At 41.5% G+C, this 17,623-nt stretch carries 16 protein-coding genes; all 16 read right to left on the bottom strand.

The genetic code is table 11. The features are described 5' to 3' along the window. Positions 1-79 precede the first annotated feature (79 nt). The 16 genes from GO003_RS10530 to GO003_RS10455 all read right to left on the bottom strand — a co-directional run bounded on the left by GO003_RS10530 (position 80) and on the right by GO003_RS10455 (position 17,490). On the bottom strand, positions 80-1,195 hold the full coding sequence (locus GO003_RS10530) for a glycosyltransferase family 4 protein (protein ID WP_159654010.1): 1,116 nt from the start codon (positions 1,193-1,195) through the stop codon (positions 80-82). Continuing rightward, positions 1,192-1,953 (bottom strand): glycosyltransferase family 2 protein, encoded by a 762-nt coding sequence (locus tag GO003_RS10525; RefSeq protein ID WP_159654011.1) that lies wholly within the window; start codon positions 1,951-1,953, stop codon positions 1,192-1,194. Before GO003_RS10525 ends, GO003_RS10530 begins: the two co-directional genes overlap by 4 nt. Before the next feature lie 228 nt (positions 1,954-2,181). Beyond that, positions 2,182-3,297: a GDP-mannose 4,6-dehydratase gene (gene gmd / locus GO003_RS10520; RefSeq protein ID WP_159654012.1), complete on the bottom strand. Its 1,116-nt coding sequence runs from the start codon at positions 3,295-3,297 to the stop codon at positions 2,182-2,184. A gap of 38 nt (positions 3,298-3,335) precedes the next feature. Next, positions 3,336-4,358: a GDP-mannose 4,6-dehydratase gene (locus GO003_RS10515; protein ID WP_159654014.1), complete on the bottom strand. Its 1,023-nt coding sequence runs from the start codon at positions 4,356-4,358 to the stop codon at positions 3,336-3,338. Then, complete coding sequence (locus GO003_RS10510; protein ID WP_159654015.1) at positions 4,358-5,512, bottom strand: glycosyltransferase family 4 protein; 1,155 nt, start codon at positions 5,510-5,512, stop codon at positions 4,358-4,360. Before GO003_RS10510 ends, GO003_RS10515 begins: the two co-directional genes overlap by 1 nt. Before the next feature lie 33 nt (positions 5,513-5,545). Beyond that, positions 5,546-7,501: an acyltransferase family protein gene (locus tag GO003_RS10505; RefSeq protein WP_159654016.1), complete on the bottom strand. Its 1,956-nt coding sequence runs from the start codon at positions 7,499-7,501 to the stop codon at positions 5,546-5,548. A gap of 269 nt (positions 7,502-7,770) precedes the next feature. Further along, the gene (locus tag GO003_RS10500; protein WP_159654018.1) at positions 7,771-9,759 is read right to left on the bottom strand and encodes a hypothetical protein; all 1,989 of its coding nucleotides are present in this window, start codon (positions 9,757-9,759) and stop codon (positions 7,771-7,773) included. Beyond that, positions 9,756-10,532, bottom strand: coding sequence for a class I SAM-dependent methyltransferase (locus GO003_RS10495; RefSeq protein WP_159654020.1), 777 nt, complete (start codon positions 10,530-10,532; stop codon positions 9,756-9,758). Before GO003_RS10495 ends, GO003_RS10500 begins: the two co-directional genes overlap by 4 nt. Before the next feature lie 8 nt (positions 10,533-10,540). Further along, entirely contained in the window at positions 10,541-10,879 is a 339-nt protein-coding gene (locus GO003_RS10490) for a DMT family transporter (protein ID WP_159654022.1), read from the bottom strand. Beyond that, entirely contained in the window at positions 10,860-11,834 is a 975-nt protein-coding gene (locus GO003_RS10485; protein ID WP_159654024.1) for a glycosyltransferase family 2 protein, read from the bottom strand. The genes GO003_RS10490 and GO003_RS10485 overlap by 20 nt, the downstream gene beginning before the upstream one ends. Positions 11,835-11,881: 47 nt before the next feature. Next, positions 11,882-12,742: a glycosyltransferase family 2 protein gene (locus GO003_RS10480; protein WP_159654026.1), complete on the bottom strand. Its 861-nt coding sequence runs from the start codon at positions 12,740-12,742 to the stop codon at positions 11,882-11,884. Beyond that, a complete protein-coding gene (locus GO003_RS10475) occupies positions 12,739-14,373 on the bottom strand; it encodes a glycosyltransferase family 4 protein (protein WP_206444611.1) in 1,635 nt (544 codons plus the stop codon). Before GO003_RS10475 ends, GO003_RS10480 begins: the two co-directional genes overlap by 4 nt. Continuing rightward, positions 14,374-15,519 (bottom strand): class I SAM-dependent methyltransferase, encoded by a 1,146-nt coding sequence (locus GO003_RS10470; RefSeq protein WP_159654028.1) that lies wholly within the window; start codon positions 15,517-15,519, stop codon positions 14,374-14,376. After that, the gene (locus tag GO003_RS10465) at positions 15,516-16,865 is read right to left on the bottom strand and encodes an ABC transporter ATP-binding protein (protein WP_159654031.1); all 1,350 of its coding nucleotides are present in this window, start codon (positions 16,863-16,865) and stop codon (positions 15,516-15,518) included. The genes GO003_RS10470 and GO003_RS10465 overlap by 4 nt, the downstream gene beginning before the upstream one ends. After that, positions 16,862-17,266 (bottom strand): type II toxin-antitoxin system VapC family toxin, encoded by a 405-nt coding sequence (locus GO003_RS10460; protein WP_159654033.1) that lies wholly within the window; start codon positions 17,264-17,266, stop codon positions 16,862-16,864. The genes GO003_RS10465 and GO003_RS10460 overlap by 4 nt, the downstream gene beginning before the upstream one ends. Then, positions 17,263-17,490: a hypothetical protein gene (locus GO003_RS10455; protein WP_159654036.1), complete on the bottom strand. Its 228-nt coding sequence runs from the start codon at positions 17,488-17,490 to the stop codon at positions 17,263-17,265. The genes GO003_RS10460 and GO003_RS10455 overlap by 4 nt, the downstream gene beginning before the upstream one ends. Positions 17,491-17,623: the final 133 nt, after the last annotated feature.

Here is a 17,623-nt window from a genome sequence, read left to right as displayed (position 1 = left end):
CAAAGTTTAAATTTGGGAATTTATGAACCAAATTGACTTATGACCCCAAATTTTTTTTCCTATGGTTTATAGAAGCAGATCATCCATTTTTAACTAATTCACCATATAATTTGATATATGCCTCAACCATCCGATCTGCAGTAAACAATTTCCAATAGCGGGCTTCTGCCGCAGCACCCATTTCTGCAGCTTTTTCAGGATTTTCCCATAAAAATCTCATCGCCACCCTAAGAGCATCCGGGTTACTGGGAGGCACTACCAGACCTGTCTCGTTTGCAATATTAATAAAAGTCGTACCAGTGCCAATTTCACTAGAAATCATTGGTTTTCCATACATCGCGCCTTCCAGCAAAGAAATACCGAAAGCCTCCGAACGTAAATGCGAAGGAAAAACAACACCATAGCAAAGCGTTAAAAGTGCCGACTTATCTTCGTCAGACAATTGCCCAAGAAAATGAATGTTTTTCAATCCAAGCGTTTCAACTTGTTTGCGTAATTCTTGTTCAATTGGGCCTGCACCGACTATTGCTATAGGATAATCAGTGCCCTGCGCTGCTTCTATAAGAATATGTAGACCTTTGTAATAGCGAAGAACACCTACAAACAGAAAAAACTTAGAACCTAGCTTTCCGCTCCAACCACTTAAACTATCTGGTAATGGAGTTGGATAAGATGCCTTGTCCAGGCCTATCGGGATAACATGCACCTTTTCTCGAAAGCATGTTAAAAACTTACTAGTAGCAAAATAGTTTGGGGAGGTCACAACAATAAGATCGACGTTGCCTAGGAATCTTTGCATTAATGGACGATAGATCTTTAGCAGATATTGTTGCCGAATAATATCCGAGTGATATGTCACGATTGACGGCTTATTGGCTCTTGCCAAAAAATGAACCAAGTCCATGAATGGCCACGGAAAGTGATAATGTATAATGTCTGCATTCTTTGCCAATTGGACAAAACGGAATAATGCAGAAATTGAAAATCCTGATGAGGATATCTGAAAGTCAAGCGAAGCACGATGTACCGTGTAATTGTCGATTTTGATTGGTTGAGGATTGATTTCGTCTGTAAGAGAAAGAACAACGGTTTCAAATCCCTTCTTAGCGGCCCCCCTAGCTAGTTGATGAATTACCTGCTCAATGCCACCCATAGTGTCTGGGTATGAAGTCCTGTAAAAATGTAATATTTTCATTTATTCTCTTTAAATCCACCTACTAAAGCTTTATACCAAACGGCATATGGTTGTGCTAACCACCACTTTAACGGTAGCTTCCCGTAGTATTTACGAACGACTCCCATCGCTTCCTGGTAATGCAAACGACGCTGAGTATTTGTCTTGGTGTCTTCATGCTCGCGATTCACCGCCACAAACTCATCAAAAAAATGTAAGGGCCCAAACTGCTTGAACAAACGCCACCATAAATCATAATCCATGACCATGCGCAGTTTCGGATCTACCCCGCCTACAACCGTCCAAGCGGAACGCCGGACCAATGTTGCCGGCTGGGATATAATACAACGGAAAGCTAGACGGCGTTCATCGAATGGCTCTACCCAAACCGGGTATCGCCTGCCACTCCTCTCCACTATATTCCAAGAACGGGCGTAAATGGCTGGCGCATCGGGGTTGTTTTCCATCTGTCCAAGCAGTTTTGCCAAACCTCCCGGCAAAAACCAATCATCACTATTCAACCAGCAAACATAGGGTGCTTTGCCCTGCATAATGCCTTCATTAATGGCCGATGCCTGTCCGTCGTCTGTATGGCTGCGCCACCCTGCTAATCGGTGCTCCCATTTGCGTATAACTTCAAGAGAGTTATCCGATGACCCCCCGTCCAGCACAAAGACTTCGACTGGGATTTCTTGATTAAATATAGACGACAACGCATCATCAAGAAATCGGCCTTGGTTAAACGAAGGTACGGAAATTGTCACTAGTGGTTTTGTCATACTTTCGTGGTCAAAAGATTTGCTAAAGCCTGTCATAGAAACACTAACAAACGGTGCCCTAAAAAGTCTAAAACCATGACTACAGAACTACAGGCTTACTGGTATTAAAGATTATTGATTATCACAACTAAAAAAATTAACAAATGATCATTTCTTCTAGATTTAGATCATTAGCTAAGGAACATCCGACTCATTTCTCTGATGATCCAACCTTTTACCTCTAGTGTATCACTCCCGCCCCACTGTAACTTTAAACCCCTTGCTATTCAGCAAAACATTCCGATTAGCCTGATTGAGATCGTAAGCAATCATTTCCTCAATCATCTCGTCAAGTGTGATTTTAGGTGTCCAGCCGAGTGTTTCTTTTGCCTTAGTAGGATCGCCTAAAAGAGTTTCCACTTCAGCTGGGCGGAAGTACCTAGGATCGATCTTAACAATAACATCACCAACTTTCAGAGCAGGTGCACTATCGCCAGTTACTGAAATAACTCGTCCAAATTCATTAACTCCGTCACCTTCCCATGAAAGCTTAATACCCAATTGATTGGCTGCTTTATTAATAAACTCTCGCACAGTGTATTGAATACCGGTAGCAATAACAAAATCGACAGGCTTATCCTGTTGCAACATCAGCCACTGCATTTCTACGTAGTCTTTAGCGTGACCCCAGTCACGAAGAGCATCTAGATTACCCATAAACAAACATTGCTCAAGACCCTGAGCAATGTTTGCTAAACCACGGGTAATCTTTCTAGTGACAAAAGTCTCACCACGCCGCGAAGATTCGTGATTAAAAAGAATACCATTACAAGCATAAATGCCGTAGGCTTCACGATAATTTATGGTGATCCAATAAGCGTAAAGTTTGGCAACAGCATAAGGTGAGCGAGGATAAAAAGGGGTGGTTTCCTTTTGAGGAATCTCCTGTACCAGACCGTATAGCTCCGATGTACTAGCCTGATAAAAGCGCGTCTTTTTCTCAAGACCAAGCAAGCGGATGCCTTCCAAAATACGTAATGCACCAATCGCATCAACATCGGCAGTGTATTCAGGAGATTCAAAACTTACCGCAACATGCGATTGTGCTCCAAGATTATAAACCTCATCAGGTTGAACCTCTTGTAAAATACGAACAAGGTTAGATGTGTCAGTCAAGTCGCCATAGTGCAACTTAAGAACAGGATGCTTAGCATGAGGGTCTTGATAAATGTGATCAATGCGCTCTGTATTAAACGATGATGCACGGCGTTTGATACCATGTACCTCGTAACCTTTTGCTAAAAGAAATTCAGCCAAATAGGAACCGTCCTGACCAGTAATGCCCGTAATTAAAGCTTTTTTCATTTTTATACAATCTCGCTTAAGAATTTACACGAACCAAATTATTTTTTACTAGGCATTTTAGAATCAAGTCTCGCAATCTGAGCATCAACCATCTTACCGACCATTTGTTCGAAACTAATCGTTGGTTCCCAGTTCAAAATCTTGCGTGCTTTTGATGCATCTGCGAGCGTTTGTTCTGTTTCGAGCGGACGAACCAATGCAGGATCACTGATCACATGATCCTGCCAATCAAAACCCACATGCTCATAAGCAGATTTACAAAGTTGGCGAAGCGTATGAAGTTTTCCAGTACCTATAACATAATCATCCGGCTGCTGTTTTTGCAGCATCAACCACATGGCTCGGACAAAATCGATGGCATGCCCCCAATCTCTAGCAATATCTAAATTACCGAGTGCCAACTGGCCTTTGGATACAATAGGAATACCTCGCTCGTTTAAGTCGACCGAGTCCTTAATACCCAGAGCGGTGCAGGCCGCACCATAGGCAATTTTTTGAGTTACAAAATGGAGCGGTCTACGTTCACTTTCATGATTGAATAGAATTCCACTGGCAATAAACAAACCGTAACTCTCGCGATAAATTCGCACCATCTGATGAGCATAGGCCTTAGCCGCAGCGTAGGGATTGGAGGGATTGAAAGGCGTCTCTTCATTTTGCGGAATAATTTTTGTCTGGCCAAACATCTCCGAAGACGATGCGTGATAAACCCGCGCTTCTGGGCAAGCATGCCGAACACCTTCAAACAAACGAATGGCTCCCATACCGTTGATCATAAGTGTTTCCGGTGCGCGAGCCCAAGATTCTCCCGGACGAGATTGCGAGGCTAAGTTATAAATCTCATCAGGCTTGGCATCCTGTAAAGCAGAGGAAATATCAATGCCTTCTGACATATCGCCAAATAGTACATGTATTTTATTAGCTAAATGACTCGCGTTATTAGGACGGAACCAACTTTCACGCCTAACCAGACCGAATACATCATAGCCTCGCTCAAGAAGGTATTCAGCCAGAAATGAACCATCCTGCCCAGTTATACCTGTAATTAATGCTCTCTTCATTAAGCTATCCGTCGTTTTGGAGAAGCTAAAGCTTCTTCATAAAGTTGCAGCAAAGCTGCCGCACTCTGCTTCCAGTCAAATCGTTTTGATTGCTCTATGGCAGCAAGACTTAATCGATCTCTTTCTAATTTGTTTACAGCTATCCGCAACATGGCTTGAACCCAGCTGTCAGTATCTTCAGGATCCATTAGTATCGCAGCATCACCGGCCACTTCCGGAATAGAAGTAGAGTTAGATGTCAAGGTAGGAGCACCGAACTGCATTCCTTCCAATACGGGCAACCCAAACCCCTCAAACAACGAAGGATAAAGGTTGGCATAACAATTACGATAAAGCCAGATCAATTCATCATCTGAAACATAGCCAGTCATCACGATTTGAGCATTAATCCCCAATGCACTCAAATGTTTTTGAAAATCGTCCATCAACCAACCTTTCCCCCCTGCCAAAACCAGTGGCATCGGTTCGCCTCCCAAGGCTAAATAACGCGCATAGGATTCAACAAGTCGGTGCTGGTTTTTCCGTGGTTCAATAGTGCCTACATTTAACCAATATTTGCCATCAGCCACACCCTCGAGAGCCTTCGGTCGCTTACCCACTGCAGAATAATCCGAGAATCGTGAACACGGGTAAATGACGCGAATCCGGTTTTCAGGGAAATGCGGGAATACACTCAAATAATGAGTTTTGGAAGCATCAGAAATAGCCACTACCCAATCCGCCGCCATAGCTGATCTAAATACTCCATCAAAACAACCCACTCGATTTGCCTCAGTTGTCCAGTCGGGATTAACAACAAATCCCATATCATAAAACGTATAAATCAGACGGCTTGATGTAAATTGAGTGGGACACCAAAAGTTGTTGGCATGAATAATATCTGGCAGGCCTAACAATGCTTCAGCCTCATTCCCAATCCAGAATAAGCTTGCCGCTTCCCTAGTGAGATGCCTTGGACCATAATGCACATCTCGTCCTGAATAGGGATTGGCTAGAGGCATTTTTGCATCAAAATAAAAATTACCGAAACTGGGAAAAAGGGAATATCGATGCTCAGGCACAAGTTCAAGCATTGCCTTAATTAGCGCATGTGAAAAAAAACCGCAACCGGCCTTGCCAGAGCCTGTCTGTGATATGTCAAAACCTATATGCATAGTGTTATTTATACCATCTATATTTAGTAAAATTTAGATTTTAGATTTCAGAAGATTATTATAATTTAAGAAGTCAATGAATGAATCAGCAAGACTTGCTGAGCCGAAAGAATTGAGATGATCTCTATCTCTGAAGATAAAAGTATCATTTTTATGAGGCGAACATCGCGTATTGGATTTTGGACACAAGAGATCAAACAAATTAAAAATATAGATATTAGACTTGTTCTCTGCAACTCTTTTCAAAATCTGCTGAACATCTTCGATTTCTGCTGAGATTGAGTCACGATCAACATCACACGATGAATACCCCAAAAGTTGAGACTTACAAATACCAATATCCTCAAACTTGAATAAAGGAGGTGGTCCAAAAATTACAACATTGACTCCTTTTAATGACATTTCATTTGCCAAAACTGGTATTTTATCTATCCATGGCGACACATCTGCAGCAACTTTTCCCGTCGCTGTACTAATAAATCCACGAGCAACAAGAAGGATATCTCCAGAATGCATCCTTTTTTTAATTTCTTCAAATATAATGTCTCTAGCTTCAAATTTATCATCTGTTTTTGATGGAAACGGTCGCCCTGGAGTTTCTATTAAATGAACGCCTATGCCAGTATTATCATGCATTGCATATAGAAGTCCTTGCAGATGTCCAGAATGACTATCGCCAACAACCCAAATCATTTGTCCATCGACAATCCTAGGTAAAACAGTACACAAATCGAATGTATCAGCGTTTAGCAGCCTTTTATTACCATCTACAACACATATTGGATCATGATTCAAAAGAACATTATTCTTGAGTGGCAAGTAAGCAGGAGGGGAATATAAAGCATTATGATTAATAATAAATCGATTATGATCGAATAACAGGATAAATAATAGAAATACTGAACAAATAGATACACTTATTCCATATCCTATTGTTTGCAAGCTTTTAGTCGACCATTGCGCCTTACGAAGAGGTTTTTCAATATATTTATACGATCCACTTGCTAGAATCAGTATCACCGCAATCTGAAAAGGCACTGTCTTCGCATCAACACCTATGGACCACCGACTAAGACTCAAAACACTCCAATGCCAAAGATACAAAGAAAATGATATTCGCCCTAAATATACAATAATTGGCAAGGTCAGAATGGCATATGTCACGGAAGAAGGCGGAGTAATGCCGATAAGCAGCATCGTAAATAACACCACCAATATCGTCGCGAAAATTGCAAATTGAATAGGAATAAAAAAACTGACTATTATCGCCACCAATATAATTACTGATCCTTTTGATGACAATATCTTGAATTTAGCACTGTGAACTGAATACAAGAATAACAAACAACCTGCACCAAGTTCCCATAGACGAGTGGGCAACAAAAAGTACGCTGCCGGTCGATTAACGTTATAGATACAGACAAACCCAACGAGTGATGCGATAGAAATTATAGCAACAATTAATAATAAGTTTCTCACCCCATTTTTATGTCGACCCAAACCAGCGATAAGAATTAAGACTGGATATAAAAAATAGAACTGCTCTTCAATACCTAGCGACCAAGTTTGTGTAAAAACATTAACCTCCATTGATGGTGAAAAATAATCGGCCGCTTGGTTAAATAGGTAAATATTTGAAAGCCCAAAAAGTGACGCAATGCCAGTTTGAAGTGATACATCAGGATTGCTGTCCAAGAAGCAAATGAGCACACTGGTGATTAAAACGCAAGCTACTAAAGCAGGAAGTATACGTTTGATCCGCCTTTCATAGAACCACAGTAAAAAATTCTTAAAACCATCATGCGACCGACTAACCAATGATAAGGATATTACATATCCTGATATTACATAGAATATGTCAACGCCAAGATATCCGCTTGGCATTAAATCCTTATTAAAATGGTTTATAATAACACTAACTACTGCTATCGCCCTTAGGCCATCAATATCTAGCCTATAGGTTGACTGGGGGAGGGACTGCTTTATCATAACTGTATAAATATATTTTTTAAACTGCAGCTACACTACCTAATATTTTCTTAAATTATTTCAATACATTAAGGTTAAAATATTTTAGTTGACTTTAATACCAAGATACCATATGCACTGAGTTTATAAATGAGCAAGTTTAGCTAAACTATTTTTGGTGTATATATACTATTTATTTGGCCATGTATCTAATCAAAATTTGAAATTTTATTCATCCGAATATTGTATGTTTTTTGGAAACTTGCTTAACGAGTTTGCCAGAAACCCATTCATCGATAAATATCTATTACTTTAGTGGTTTCACTATTATTCTGAGTATAGAACCATCCAACATTCTCTTGTACCGGACTAATAAACAGCTTATATCTTCCAGGTTGCATTGGCATATTGAGTAAAATGGAGACCTTAGTTTTATCATTTGGTTGTATAGGCTCAGGAAACGTAGACCTATTCCCTTCAAATGTAACTTGGCCATTTTCATTAATCCAAACATAGGAAAGATGGACAAACATACCAGGACTAGAAACGCCATTAGCTGGCCAAATCTCACTTCCTGTATTTTCAATTGATACATCTAGCTTTTTAGTTATACCTGCCTGCATTGTGGATGGTAATTCCAATGGATCAATACAATAAGATGGTGAACTCAATGGCGCTAATTGAACCGGAGCGGCAAGACGGTGAACTAACATTGCTGCATAACCTGTGTAACGCATATTTGCAAAAATACCAGATGCGCAGTTATTTTGACTGAACACGCAAATCTTTAACCAGTCCCACCCTGACCATCGGGGTAATGCCCATTCGGATCCGCTTCGATAGATTTCATTACTAGATGGAGCTAGAAGCGGAGGGGTTATAACAACGCTCTGATAGGGATTAAAGACTAAGAGATCACCAATATTAGCGGTATACCCCATTTCATCTTTAACGCCATAATATGAACTTATGTTTTTATTGTCATCTGGCTCAGTAGTCTTTATTTCGAAAGATGTACTTGGTGTCCCTAATGATTCAAGAAAGGTTTTTAAACTAATAATGATTTCTATGCCACTTCCCTGACTAACACCTTTTAGAATTAGGTTGCGGCGCTCTGAATTTGGTAAAGGGTTTTCTATAAGCCATTTTGATAGGACCTGAACAAATTGGTAATGATTATTAGCAATTGATTTCAACGACTGTATGTCGGAAATAGCCACTGGCAATGTATTCGCACCTAGGAGTCCAGTTGTAACTAAGACGATGGTGTTAAACCAGGTAACTGCTTGGCTAGCCAAAATCCCAGCTATACCGCACACAGCAAAACCATAAACTGGCAATAGGTAATAGGTATTAAACATTCTCAAGGCTAAAAAAGCCCCTACATAGGCACTGGCTGCAACCATAAAAGAATCATAGACAGTATGCTTATTAGCGTTATGAATAATCAATAAAACTCTAAAAAATGTTAAAGGCAATACGATGAATATTATAAATGGATCGTTTTTGGCATAAAGATTAATCACATCCCAAATAGCTGTAGTATGCAAACTGGTGTAAGAGTTAGAACTAGTGGCAAAAATGACCCGCCAGAGCCCATAAAAAATGATATAGCATGCACCAATGATTAGTAACGCCCAAATGCGTATAGGAATTTTTCCTTGCTTTTGTCGACAATATCTCAAAAGCTCTACGGTTCCAAATGCAAGTGCAAAAACAAATATCAATTCTTTATAAAAGAAGGCTACTGCCAATGCGACTAACCCAGTAACGGTGATGATATTTTGTTTTGAGGAAAATGGTGATGTCATTTTTTCGGATACTAATGTGGACCAAACAAAAACAAGTATCAGAAAAAGAGCATTTAACTCGCCTATTTGTAATCTAATAGCCGCATTAGCGAAGCCGATTGAATACATTGTGACACACCATAAGATAGCAAGTGCCCAACTATTCGCCCTCGTCAACATCAAGCAATAAAACAATAGCACGCCACACAACAGAACTTTGATGCCACCAATAAAATGAAAAAGAAAAGGTGATGGTTCAATAATTCTTGCAGCAAGATCATATTCTTGTGCAGTTAACGGTATGAAGCGGCCTAGGTCTGGCCTAATATAAAAACCAAAGGGCTTCCCTTGAAATATTGTGCGAATGAATTGATGGTCATCAATAGGCCCTAAACCATCAACACTTAAAACTACAGCTAAAATAGCAACAAGACCGCTTACACAAAAAACTATTATTCCGTATCGCTGAGTAATCGAGTCTCCCTTCAAATTCGCCTCCATAAGCTCATTGTGGCGAAAGAAAGTTTTCGGCCAATCCAATTACCCCAAAATAATCGATCAATTGCAAAAAGACTTTTGACAATATATTTTCCACCAACATTGAGCATTGGAAATGCATCGGGATTATAATAAAAAATATATGCAATTAAGCCTGGGTATACTTCATCAACCTTCTCATAACCAGCATTCTTGAAATACCGATCAAGGTCACGATACTCGAAACCCTGTTCCGTATCATCATCAAAAAGATCATTTGATTTGTAAACCCGTTGCCGGATACGTCTAGCTAACCAATTATCATGAGTTGGTTCAAAACTCAAAAAATATCCGCCAGGTAGAAGAGAATTCCTTAGATTCTTTAGAATATCTTGAGTACGCGAATATACATGATGAAGCCCGCCAATCAGAATTATCAAATCAAATAAATCACCCGAGGTTTGATAAGTGGTTACGTCATTCCATTCTATTTTAAGCAATGGATTTTGATTCCGCGCAATTTCCACCATGTTTTCACTATAGTCGAACCCCTGGTAATCAAAATTTTGTATTAAATTCTTGCTAAGTATCTCGTAACCTTCCGCCATACCACACATAGGCTCTAAAACTCGCTTTACTTCTGGCCCAATATATCTGTTACGTTTTAGAAATTTCTCCCAAATAAGCTCTTTTAGCAACAGATGATTGGGGTGCTTTCTAGCCTCAAAATATTTTTCAGATATCTCGTTAAAATGTTCTCTTTGCTGCTCGACTAGTTTATCCATGGCCTTACTCAACGGTTAATGGCTATTAAAACGATGCCAGTTATAATCAGAAATGCACCTGCAATTTGCCAGATCGTAATGGTTTCGCTTAAAAAGAACATTCCTGTCAGCATTGTACCGATCACAAGGGAGCCTGCAGCAATAGGAAAAGCGAACGACAACGGCATCAGGCGAAGGATTACCATCCAAAGTACAGCACCTGCTCCGTAAAGAACGAAACCGGTGGCAAAGGCAGGTGTTTTCCAACCTTCTGCTGCTTTAATTAGGTACAAGCCAAAACAACTAGTGATAATGTAAATAACAAATAAGCTAGCCGACCAAATAAGGTTAATCCAGTTTATATTCACTAATCCACCTAGGACGCTTTTTTACAGTTTTATATATTTGCCCGACGTACTCTCCAACCACACCTAGACATAGGAGCTGTACACCACCAATAAAATAGATTGGCAGTGTAATTGATGCCCAACCAGGTATCGTATCCCCAACAAATAATTTATGCCAAATCACATAACCACCCATACCCAAGCTGGAGAGGAATATTACAAACCCTAATATTGCAACCATCCGTAACGGCACGACACTAAAAGAGGTAATTCCATGCAAAGCAAGTCGTAACATTTTTGATAGTGAATACTTGGTCTGCCCATACCGCCTTTCACTAACGTCAAAAAAGACAGTACTCACCCTGAAGCCTAACTGAAGACAGGTGGCTCGTAAAAAGATGCTCGGCTCCGGAAAAAGTGCAAGAGCTTCCAATGCTCTTTTACTGAGTAGGCGGTAGTCTGCATGATTGGGGACGATGTCAACACCCATTATTCGCATGAGGTTATAAAACCCTAACGCTGTTTGTCTCTTGAGCCATCCATCTGAATTTCGGTCTTTTCTAACCCCAAGAACAACATCAAATCCTTTACGGAGTTCTCTTACAAAGTCTCGAATAGCTAGTGGATCTTGTTGCATATCGGCATCAATTGATATTGCGGCATCACAGTTCTGAGTTACTTCGGTTAACCCTGCAAGCAGCGCAGCTTGATGTCCAAAGTTTTGAGATAATTTCAAGCCTTTAATAGCCTTATTACCCTGATTTAATTCGTCAATCATCACCCATGAGTTATCCGTGCTTCCATCGTCAACAAAGAAAAGGTAAGAATCCTTTGATATCAGCCCTTCATCAGCTAATTCTTGTATTAAGCTTGTAAGCTGAGTGACCGCGTGGTCAATTGATTCACTTTCATTGTGACATGGCAGCACAATAGCTAACCGTGGCACCTCACTATTTGTATATTGGTTGTTAATCATACACGTGTAATTTCCCGTCAAATTGCATTGCCAAAATTGATCTCATACTACCCGTAGATCCATCTACAAACAGATTTAACCATTGTCTTCGAAATACTTCGATTCCATCTTAAGGCTGCCAAAAGCGAATTCACGCCAATTTTGAATGCAAAAAAAGACCCACTGCCTACGCGGGTAGAATACTGTTCTACCACAACATGTGCATAATTAAACAACCACCTATCCGGCACTCTGCCAAACAGTTTATAAATCATATCGTTGATTTCTTTATGTACCTTTACTCTTGAGCCTAACGTTTTATTTTCTGCATAGAGCCTGGAGCCGGCCAATTTTTCCTCCAGGTAGGCAAAACGCGCACCCGCTTTACCAAGCCTGAGCCAGTATTCATAATCCATGCAATAGTTTAATGATTCATCCAGCAAGCCATATCGCTCAATCACCCTCCGCCTAAAAAACAATGCTGGCTGACAAATAAAGCAGGTTTCTTTTAGTCTTTCAAAATCCCAAGGTTCAGTAGGATATGACTCGAATGCGTGGTCTTCTAGGTCAATGTGGTCTGCCATGCCATAAACCACATCCACTTCCGGATGGGTTTCAAAAAATGCAACCACACGCTTAATAGCATCGGGGTAGTAAATGTCATCGGAGTTTAGCCAACCGATGACATCGCCATCTGTGGCATGGATGCCTTGGTTGACCGCGTCAGTTTGCCCGTTATCATTTTTTGATTCCCAATGCACCGCAGGTCTGAAGCGTTTTAGTATTTCAACAGTGTTGTCGGTACTGCCACCATCGAAGACAACATGTTCGATTTCAAAGCCCTGCGCAGCCTGACTGGCAACGCTTTGTAACGTGCGTTCGAGAAATTGCCCTTGTTGATACGATGGGGTAACGATGCTGACTTTCATGCTGGAACCTGCTCTGGATAAAAGGGCATATATTCACCATTATCTAGACTGACACCACACCGTCGTACCTTCGCTCCCAGTTCGCGTTGATCCTCACCTAAACCAATCAACGCTGGAACGAAGGTCGGAGAAACTCGTAACACGTATACCCCACCTTGCGGCTCCAACGGTAATGATAAAACAGCCTCTTTACCAGCCTGTATTAACAACGGTTTTTGTATTGCCTCTCCGTCAAAATAGGCTTCAATTACTACCTTATGTTGAGGCGCAGTAAATGCAGTTTCCAGAGCTTGAGCACTTGTTGTCGGACCGACCTGAATATTTATTTGGGAACCAGACCATCCGTCCTGGTAAATACCAGTCATGAGACTTTCATGATTTTTATTACCAAATGCAAATTGAAAGAGCTCCCAGTATTCCCTTGTCATTCGCATAGAATCAGAAAACTCTTCTGCCCGCTGCAAACCCGCTTGAATGAGTTGTACCCGCAACTCGGTATTCTCCACCAAAGAAATCATAGCTTGCGAAATCTGGGTGGGTATACGCGGGTCAAACATAATCGCTGCATCTGCCGCCACTTCCGGTAAAGAAGTCCTATTACTACAGGCTACGGGGACACCAGCTGCCATTGCTTCGATAACCGGCAATCCAAAACCCTCGTAAAGTGACGGAAACACTACACCAACACAATGACTCATCAATGCAGCCAACTCAGTGTTAGGAAGATAACCGGGAAAAATGATTCGATCACCCAGATTCATAGAATAAGCCGCTTTCATCAGCCATTCGTAACGTTCACCAGGCGCCCCAGTACAAACCAGTTTAATATCTTTTGCCAACCCTTCATGACATGCCATACCAAAAGCAGTCATCAGCATTTCGTGATTTTTGTGCCGCCAAAAATTAGCGGGATACATCAGGTATCGCTGACGAGTAAGTTTGAGTCGATCTAAAATAGTAGTGTCTTGCTCATCTTCAGGTGCAATGCGTTGTGCCATGCGGAGGTGAATCGTGCGAATACGAGCAGGTTCAAGGCCGCCATGGACAATAGCGGAATCTCTCGAATAATCGGAAATAGCAGTGAGCACTGTTGCTTTTTGACAGGCCTCTAGAAAAGTTCGGTCCCGATGAGCAACATCCTCCGCAGCAAAAAACTCAGGAAATGTTTTATATTGCAAATCGTAAATGGTGGAAACCGTTGGAATGCCGACTTCGAAATAAGTGGGCGCTGTAAAAGGACAAAAAAGCAGATCGGCAGATATGTCGCGCAATAATGTACCGGATTTGCGGCGCTTCAGTATAGTGTTCAGTTTGTAGCCTAGACGACTTACAACTCTTCGTACTCTGCCAGGTAAATAAGGCAAAGTATGTGAGACTAAACCTCGCAAACGTGAAAACAAGGAGTTGACAGTTCCAGGACCAATAACCATTTGACGACGCATATTGGAACGGTCCAATGACGCCAGTTCTTCATGCGATGCTGCTTGAGTAAGCAATATAAACTGGGTTTTCGGTACCATTTCTGCTAAACGAACCAGCAATTCCAATACAAAAATTTTCGCCCCTCCATTTTCTCCACCAGGGAGAATAGGGGTTAAATCCACAGCTATAGTTTTGATCTGCCTATCCATTTAAAATCCAATTTGTTTAGCTAATTTTTTCAGTTCCGACCAATTTGAGACTTTGTACAAACAGCGGAAAATTCGATGGCTAAACAAAGCCCGCAAATTAACCTCGGTTTCTTTCAGCGTAGCTTCGGTTTCTTTCAGCTTAGCTTCGGTTTCTCTCAGCGTAGCATCGGAGTTCTTCACCATTTCCGTGAGCGTTTGGATTTGAACAAATCGAGCAGTTCTATCAATTTCTGATTCAGAAAATTTTTCAGCCAAATCCAGCTCTCGTGCTCGTAAATCGAGCAGAGCCAAAGCCAACCGTCCATTCGGGGTACTTAACAAAGTTGAATCTATCTGTTCAGGGGTATTTAACTGCAGCGGCATCCGGCTAACCACAAAAAACATGTCGTAGTGTCCAAAAATAGCCGGTTCAAACTGGATATACTCTGCACCGAGTTTCTGGAATAGACGAGTAGCCGAATGCTTGCTGAATAGATATATGTGCTCTTCAGGAATTAGCATTTCAAGAAAACGGCCTTTAGTTTCTACCAATGCCAAGTAATCTATTTCCTCCCTAAACTGCGGCGTCTGAATCAGCAACAAGCCATCCGGTTTAAGTAACTTCAAGCAATGAGCCATCGTTGCTGAAGGGTCCGGCAAATGTTCCAGGACATCCATCAAAACAATCACGTCGAGACTGCCAGGGGTAATGTCGAGGTTCTCGACCGGACCAACGAAAATGGGTATATCAAAGGTTTTCTGACCAAAGTCTACAACCCAGGGACTCATTTCCACACCTGATGCGTCATATCCGGCTTGACGTAGAAGGGACACAAAACTGCCATGCGAGCAACCCAATTCGAGCACATTAGCAGGTGGCGTGCGATATTTGAGAAGAGTCTTGATCCAGTGAAGATTGCGCTCAGTAAGATCGTTGCGGGCGCGAGTATGAATGTCTGCATAACCGAACGCATCTTGCTGATGCTTCAACCAATAACTTTTGCCGTAAAAGTCTGTCTCGTCATCACGCACTTGCAACTGCTCAGGCGGCATATCATTGAGATAAACCAGGGTTCCACAGGCACCACATTTACCGTAATCAGAGCTAAATGGCAGAAGTTCGGCATTGCCGCACCAGCATTCTCGGAGAATAGAAGAAATTGTCATTTCAATGCCTTTGTTAAAATTGTTCCAGGCAGATCAGCTACTCCGTGATGCGTCAATACTTGTATTCCATTTTTTATTGCCAATCCAACTGAAAACTGACCAGCATTAGGAACAACACACACCGTTGAATAGCTGGCCGCCCATTCTTCATGGGAAATTAAAAGCCTTCTTTCCCAATCTGATTGTGTCACTGCCGCCAAACCAATTTCAAAAGTGTATTCACCCGGCCCTAGTTGTAAAGCAATTTCTTGTCTACAAAAAATTCGGCTTCCTGCACCCAACCCCAATGGCACATCATTTTCGTATTGCCAAGCATTTTTACCATGAACGATTATGCCTCTCTCATTTGTAATTAGAACACCACATAAGGGCACTCCGATATCAACGGCAAGTTCAAATTCAAAATAAAAGACAGCTAGATCACCCTGACGAAAGCTGTTGCAAGCATTATCGTCCTTGTCGCAAAGAGCTAGCTTGGTACAAAGTGCATTACCATTGCTTACCTGATTTTTGTTAGTTATATCCAGAAATACATCTGGGATCGACATATCCATATCTACGAGCGATTCCGACATTAATTTGTCTATTGCAGGTTTATTTTCAATCTCCACTTGAGGTTGGTGTAACAAGTAATAATGCTTTGCAGCTTCGACAGAAGGACCAATGAATCGCATCTCGCTTCTATCGAGTAATATAGCGCGTTCGCAAAACTGTTCGATATCTGGCATGGAATGAGAAACAAGCAGGATTGCTGCACCAGAATCACGCAGTCGCTGAAGTCGTGCATAACATTTCTGCCGAAAAAAAATATCGCCCACGGCCAAGGCTTCATCAATGATGACGATGGAGGCGTCTATGTGCGCCTGTACTGCAAACGCCAAACGCACGAACATACCACTGGAGTAGGTCTTGACGGGTTGATCTATGAAGTCACCAATGTCGGCGAAATCGACAATTTGATCGTACCGAGCTTCGATTTCATCTTGACTCAGCCCCAGAATACGGCCATTTAACAAGACATTTTCACGCCCGGTAAATTCGAGGTTGAAGCCGCTGCCCAATTCCAGCAAGGCGGCGATGCGGCCGTTGACTATTACGTCCCCGCTGGTTTGAGCTAAAGTTCCTGCCAGAATTTGAAGCAAGGTGCTCTTGCCGCTACCATTACGACCGATGATACCAAACGTTTCGCCTTTTTTAATTTCAAACGAAACATCGTTCAAAGCCCAAAATTCTTTGAAGTATTTCTTACGACCTCGTACCAGCATCTGCAATAAGCGATCCTGGGGTTTATCATAAATTTGGTAACACTTGCTGAGGTTTTCTACTTTGATGGCGATGTCAGTCATATTGACAACCCCGTCAACAAATACCCGGAAAGCTCAGGATAGTTTGGAAATGCCGTGTCGTAACTTGCTAACTGAGCGCCATACTCCAATGCCGTAGCGATGATAATCCGATCTGCCGGATCACGATGAATATCAGTCAATTTCACAGATCGTTGTGCAATTAAGCAAGTAATGGGCAAACATTCAACACCGGAATGATCCAGCGCTTCCCTTAACCACTCATCTGTTGATAGTGGTAGTTCCAGCTTTTGGCCCTTAACTAATAGCATCACTTCAAAACAGGATATGGCAGAAATAACAACTCTGTCAGCGTCTTCTATAGCTGATGCAATGGCCGGTTTTAATGCATCACAACCGAGCAATATCCAGTTGACCCATATGTGAGTATCTAACAATATCATGCTAACCCATTCCAATCCTCAATAGGCGCAGCCGGTGCAATGATGTCGCCCAGAATTTTGCCTTGTCCGGCAATACGTGTGGATGGCTGACGTTTAGTTTTTTGTACTGCGTCTTTTTCGGGAGGCAATAAGGTAACAATGACATAAGCTTCTTCTACAGAGGGCTTATCTCTTAGCCACGTTAAGCGGCCATGATCGTAAATAGCTTGGTAACTTTGTAGCATTTAAACCTCCTAATTTGTGATTATCGATTGCATCTGTAACAACTGTTCAAAAAGCTTGTCGTAAATGCGATAGCACTTGCCGAGGATTTCTAGTTAGATAGTAACCTTACTATTCGCTTTCATTTTACCCCTC

Source organism: Methylicorpusculum oleiharenae (assembly GCF_009828925.2).
Lineage (GTDB): Bacteria > Pseudomonadota > Gammaproteobacteria > Methylococcales > Methylomonadaceae > Methylicorpusculum > Methylicorpusculum oleiharenae.
The sequence above is the reverse complement of the archived record's forward strand: the minus strand, read 5'-3'. Positions and strand labels throughout refer to the sequence as shown.

Bases quoted from the DNA above. Each gene is read 5' to 3' on its own strand.
- GO003_RS10495 (WP_159654020.1), bottom strand. From the start codon at position 10,532: ATGGATAAACTAGTCGAGCAGCAAAGAGAACATTTTAACGAGATATCT.
- GO003_RS10465 (WP_159654031.1), bottom strand. From the start codon at position 16,865: ATGACTGACATCGCCATCAAAGTAGAAAACCTCAGCAAGTGTTACCAA.
- GO003_RS10455 (WP_159654036.1), bottom strand. From the start codon at position 17,490: ATGCTACAAAGTTACCAAGCTATTTACGATCATGGCCGCTTAACGTGG.
- GO003_RS10515 (WP_159654014.1), bottom strand. From the start codon at position 4,358: ATGAAGAGAGCATTAATTACAGGTATAACTGGGCAGGATGGTTCATTT.
- gmd (WP_159654012.1), bottom strand. From the start codon at position 3,297: ATGAAAAAAGCTTTAATTACGGGCATTACTGGTCAGGACGGTTCCTAT.
- GO003_RS10480 (WP_159654026.1), bottom strand. From the start codon at position 12,742: ATGAAAGTCAGCATCGTTACCCCATCGTATCAACAAGGGCAATTTCTC.
- GO003_RS10485 (WP_159654024.1), bottom strand. From the start codon at position 11,834: ATGATTAACAACCAATATACAAATAGTGAGGTGCCACGGTTAGCTATT.
- GO003_RS10525 (WP_159654011.1), bottom strand. From the start codon at position 1,953: ATGACAAAACCACTAGTGACAATTTCCGTACCTTCGTTTAACCAAGGC.
- GO003_RS10510 (WP_159654015.1), bottom strand. From the start codon at position 5,512: ATGCATATAGGTTTTGACATATCACAGACAGGCTCTGGCAAGGCCGGT.
- GO003_RS10460 (WP_159654033.1), bottom strand. From the start codon at position 17,266: ATGATATTGTTAGATACTCACATATGGGTCAACTGGATATTGCTCGGT.
- GO003_RS10475 (WP_206444611.1), bottom strand. From the start codon at position 14,373: ATGGATAGGCAGATCAAAACTATAGCTGTGGATTTAACCCCTATTCTC.
- GO003_RS10530 (WP_159654010.1), bottom strand. From the start codon at position 1,195: ATGAAAATATTACATTTTTACAGGACTTCATACCCAGACACTATGGGT.
- GO003_RS10470 (WP_159654028.1), bottom strand. From the start codon at position 15,519: ATGACAATTTCTTCTATTCTCCGAGAATGCTGGTGCGGCAATGCCGAA.
- GO003_RS10505 (WP_159654016.1), bottom strand. From the start codon at position 7,501: ATGATAAAGCAGTCCCTCCCCCAGTCAACCTATAGGCTAGATATTGAT.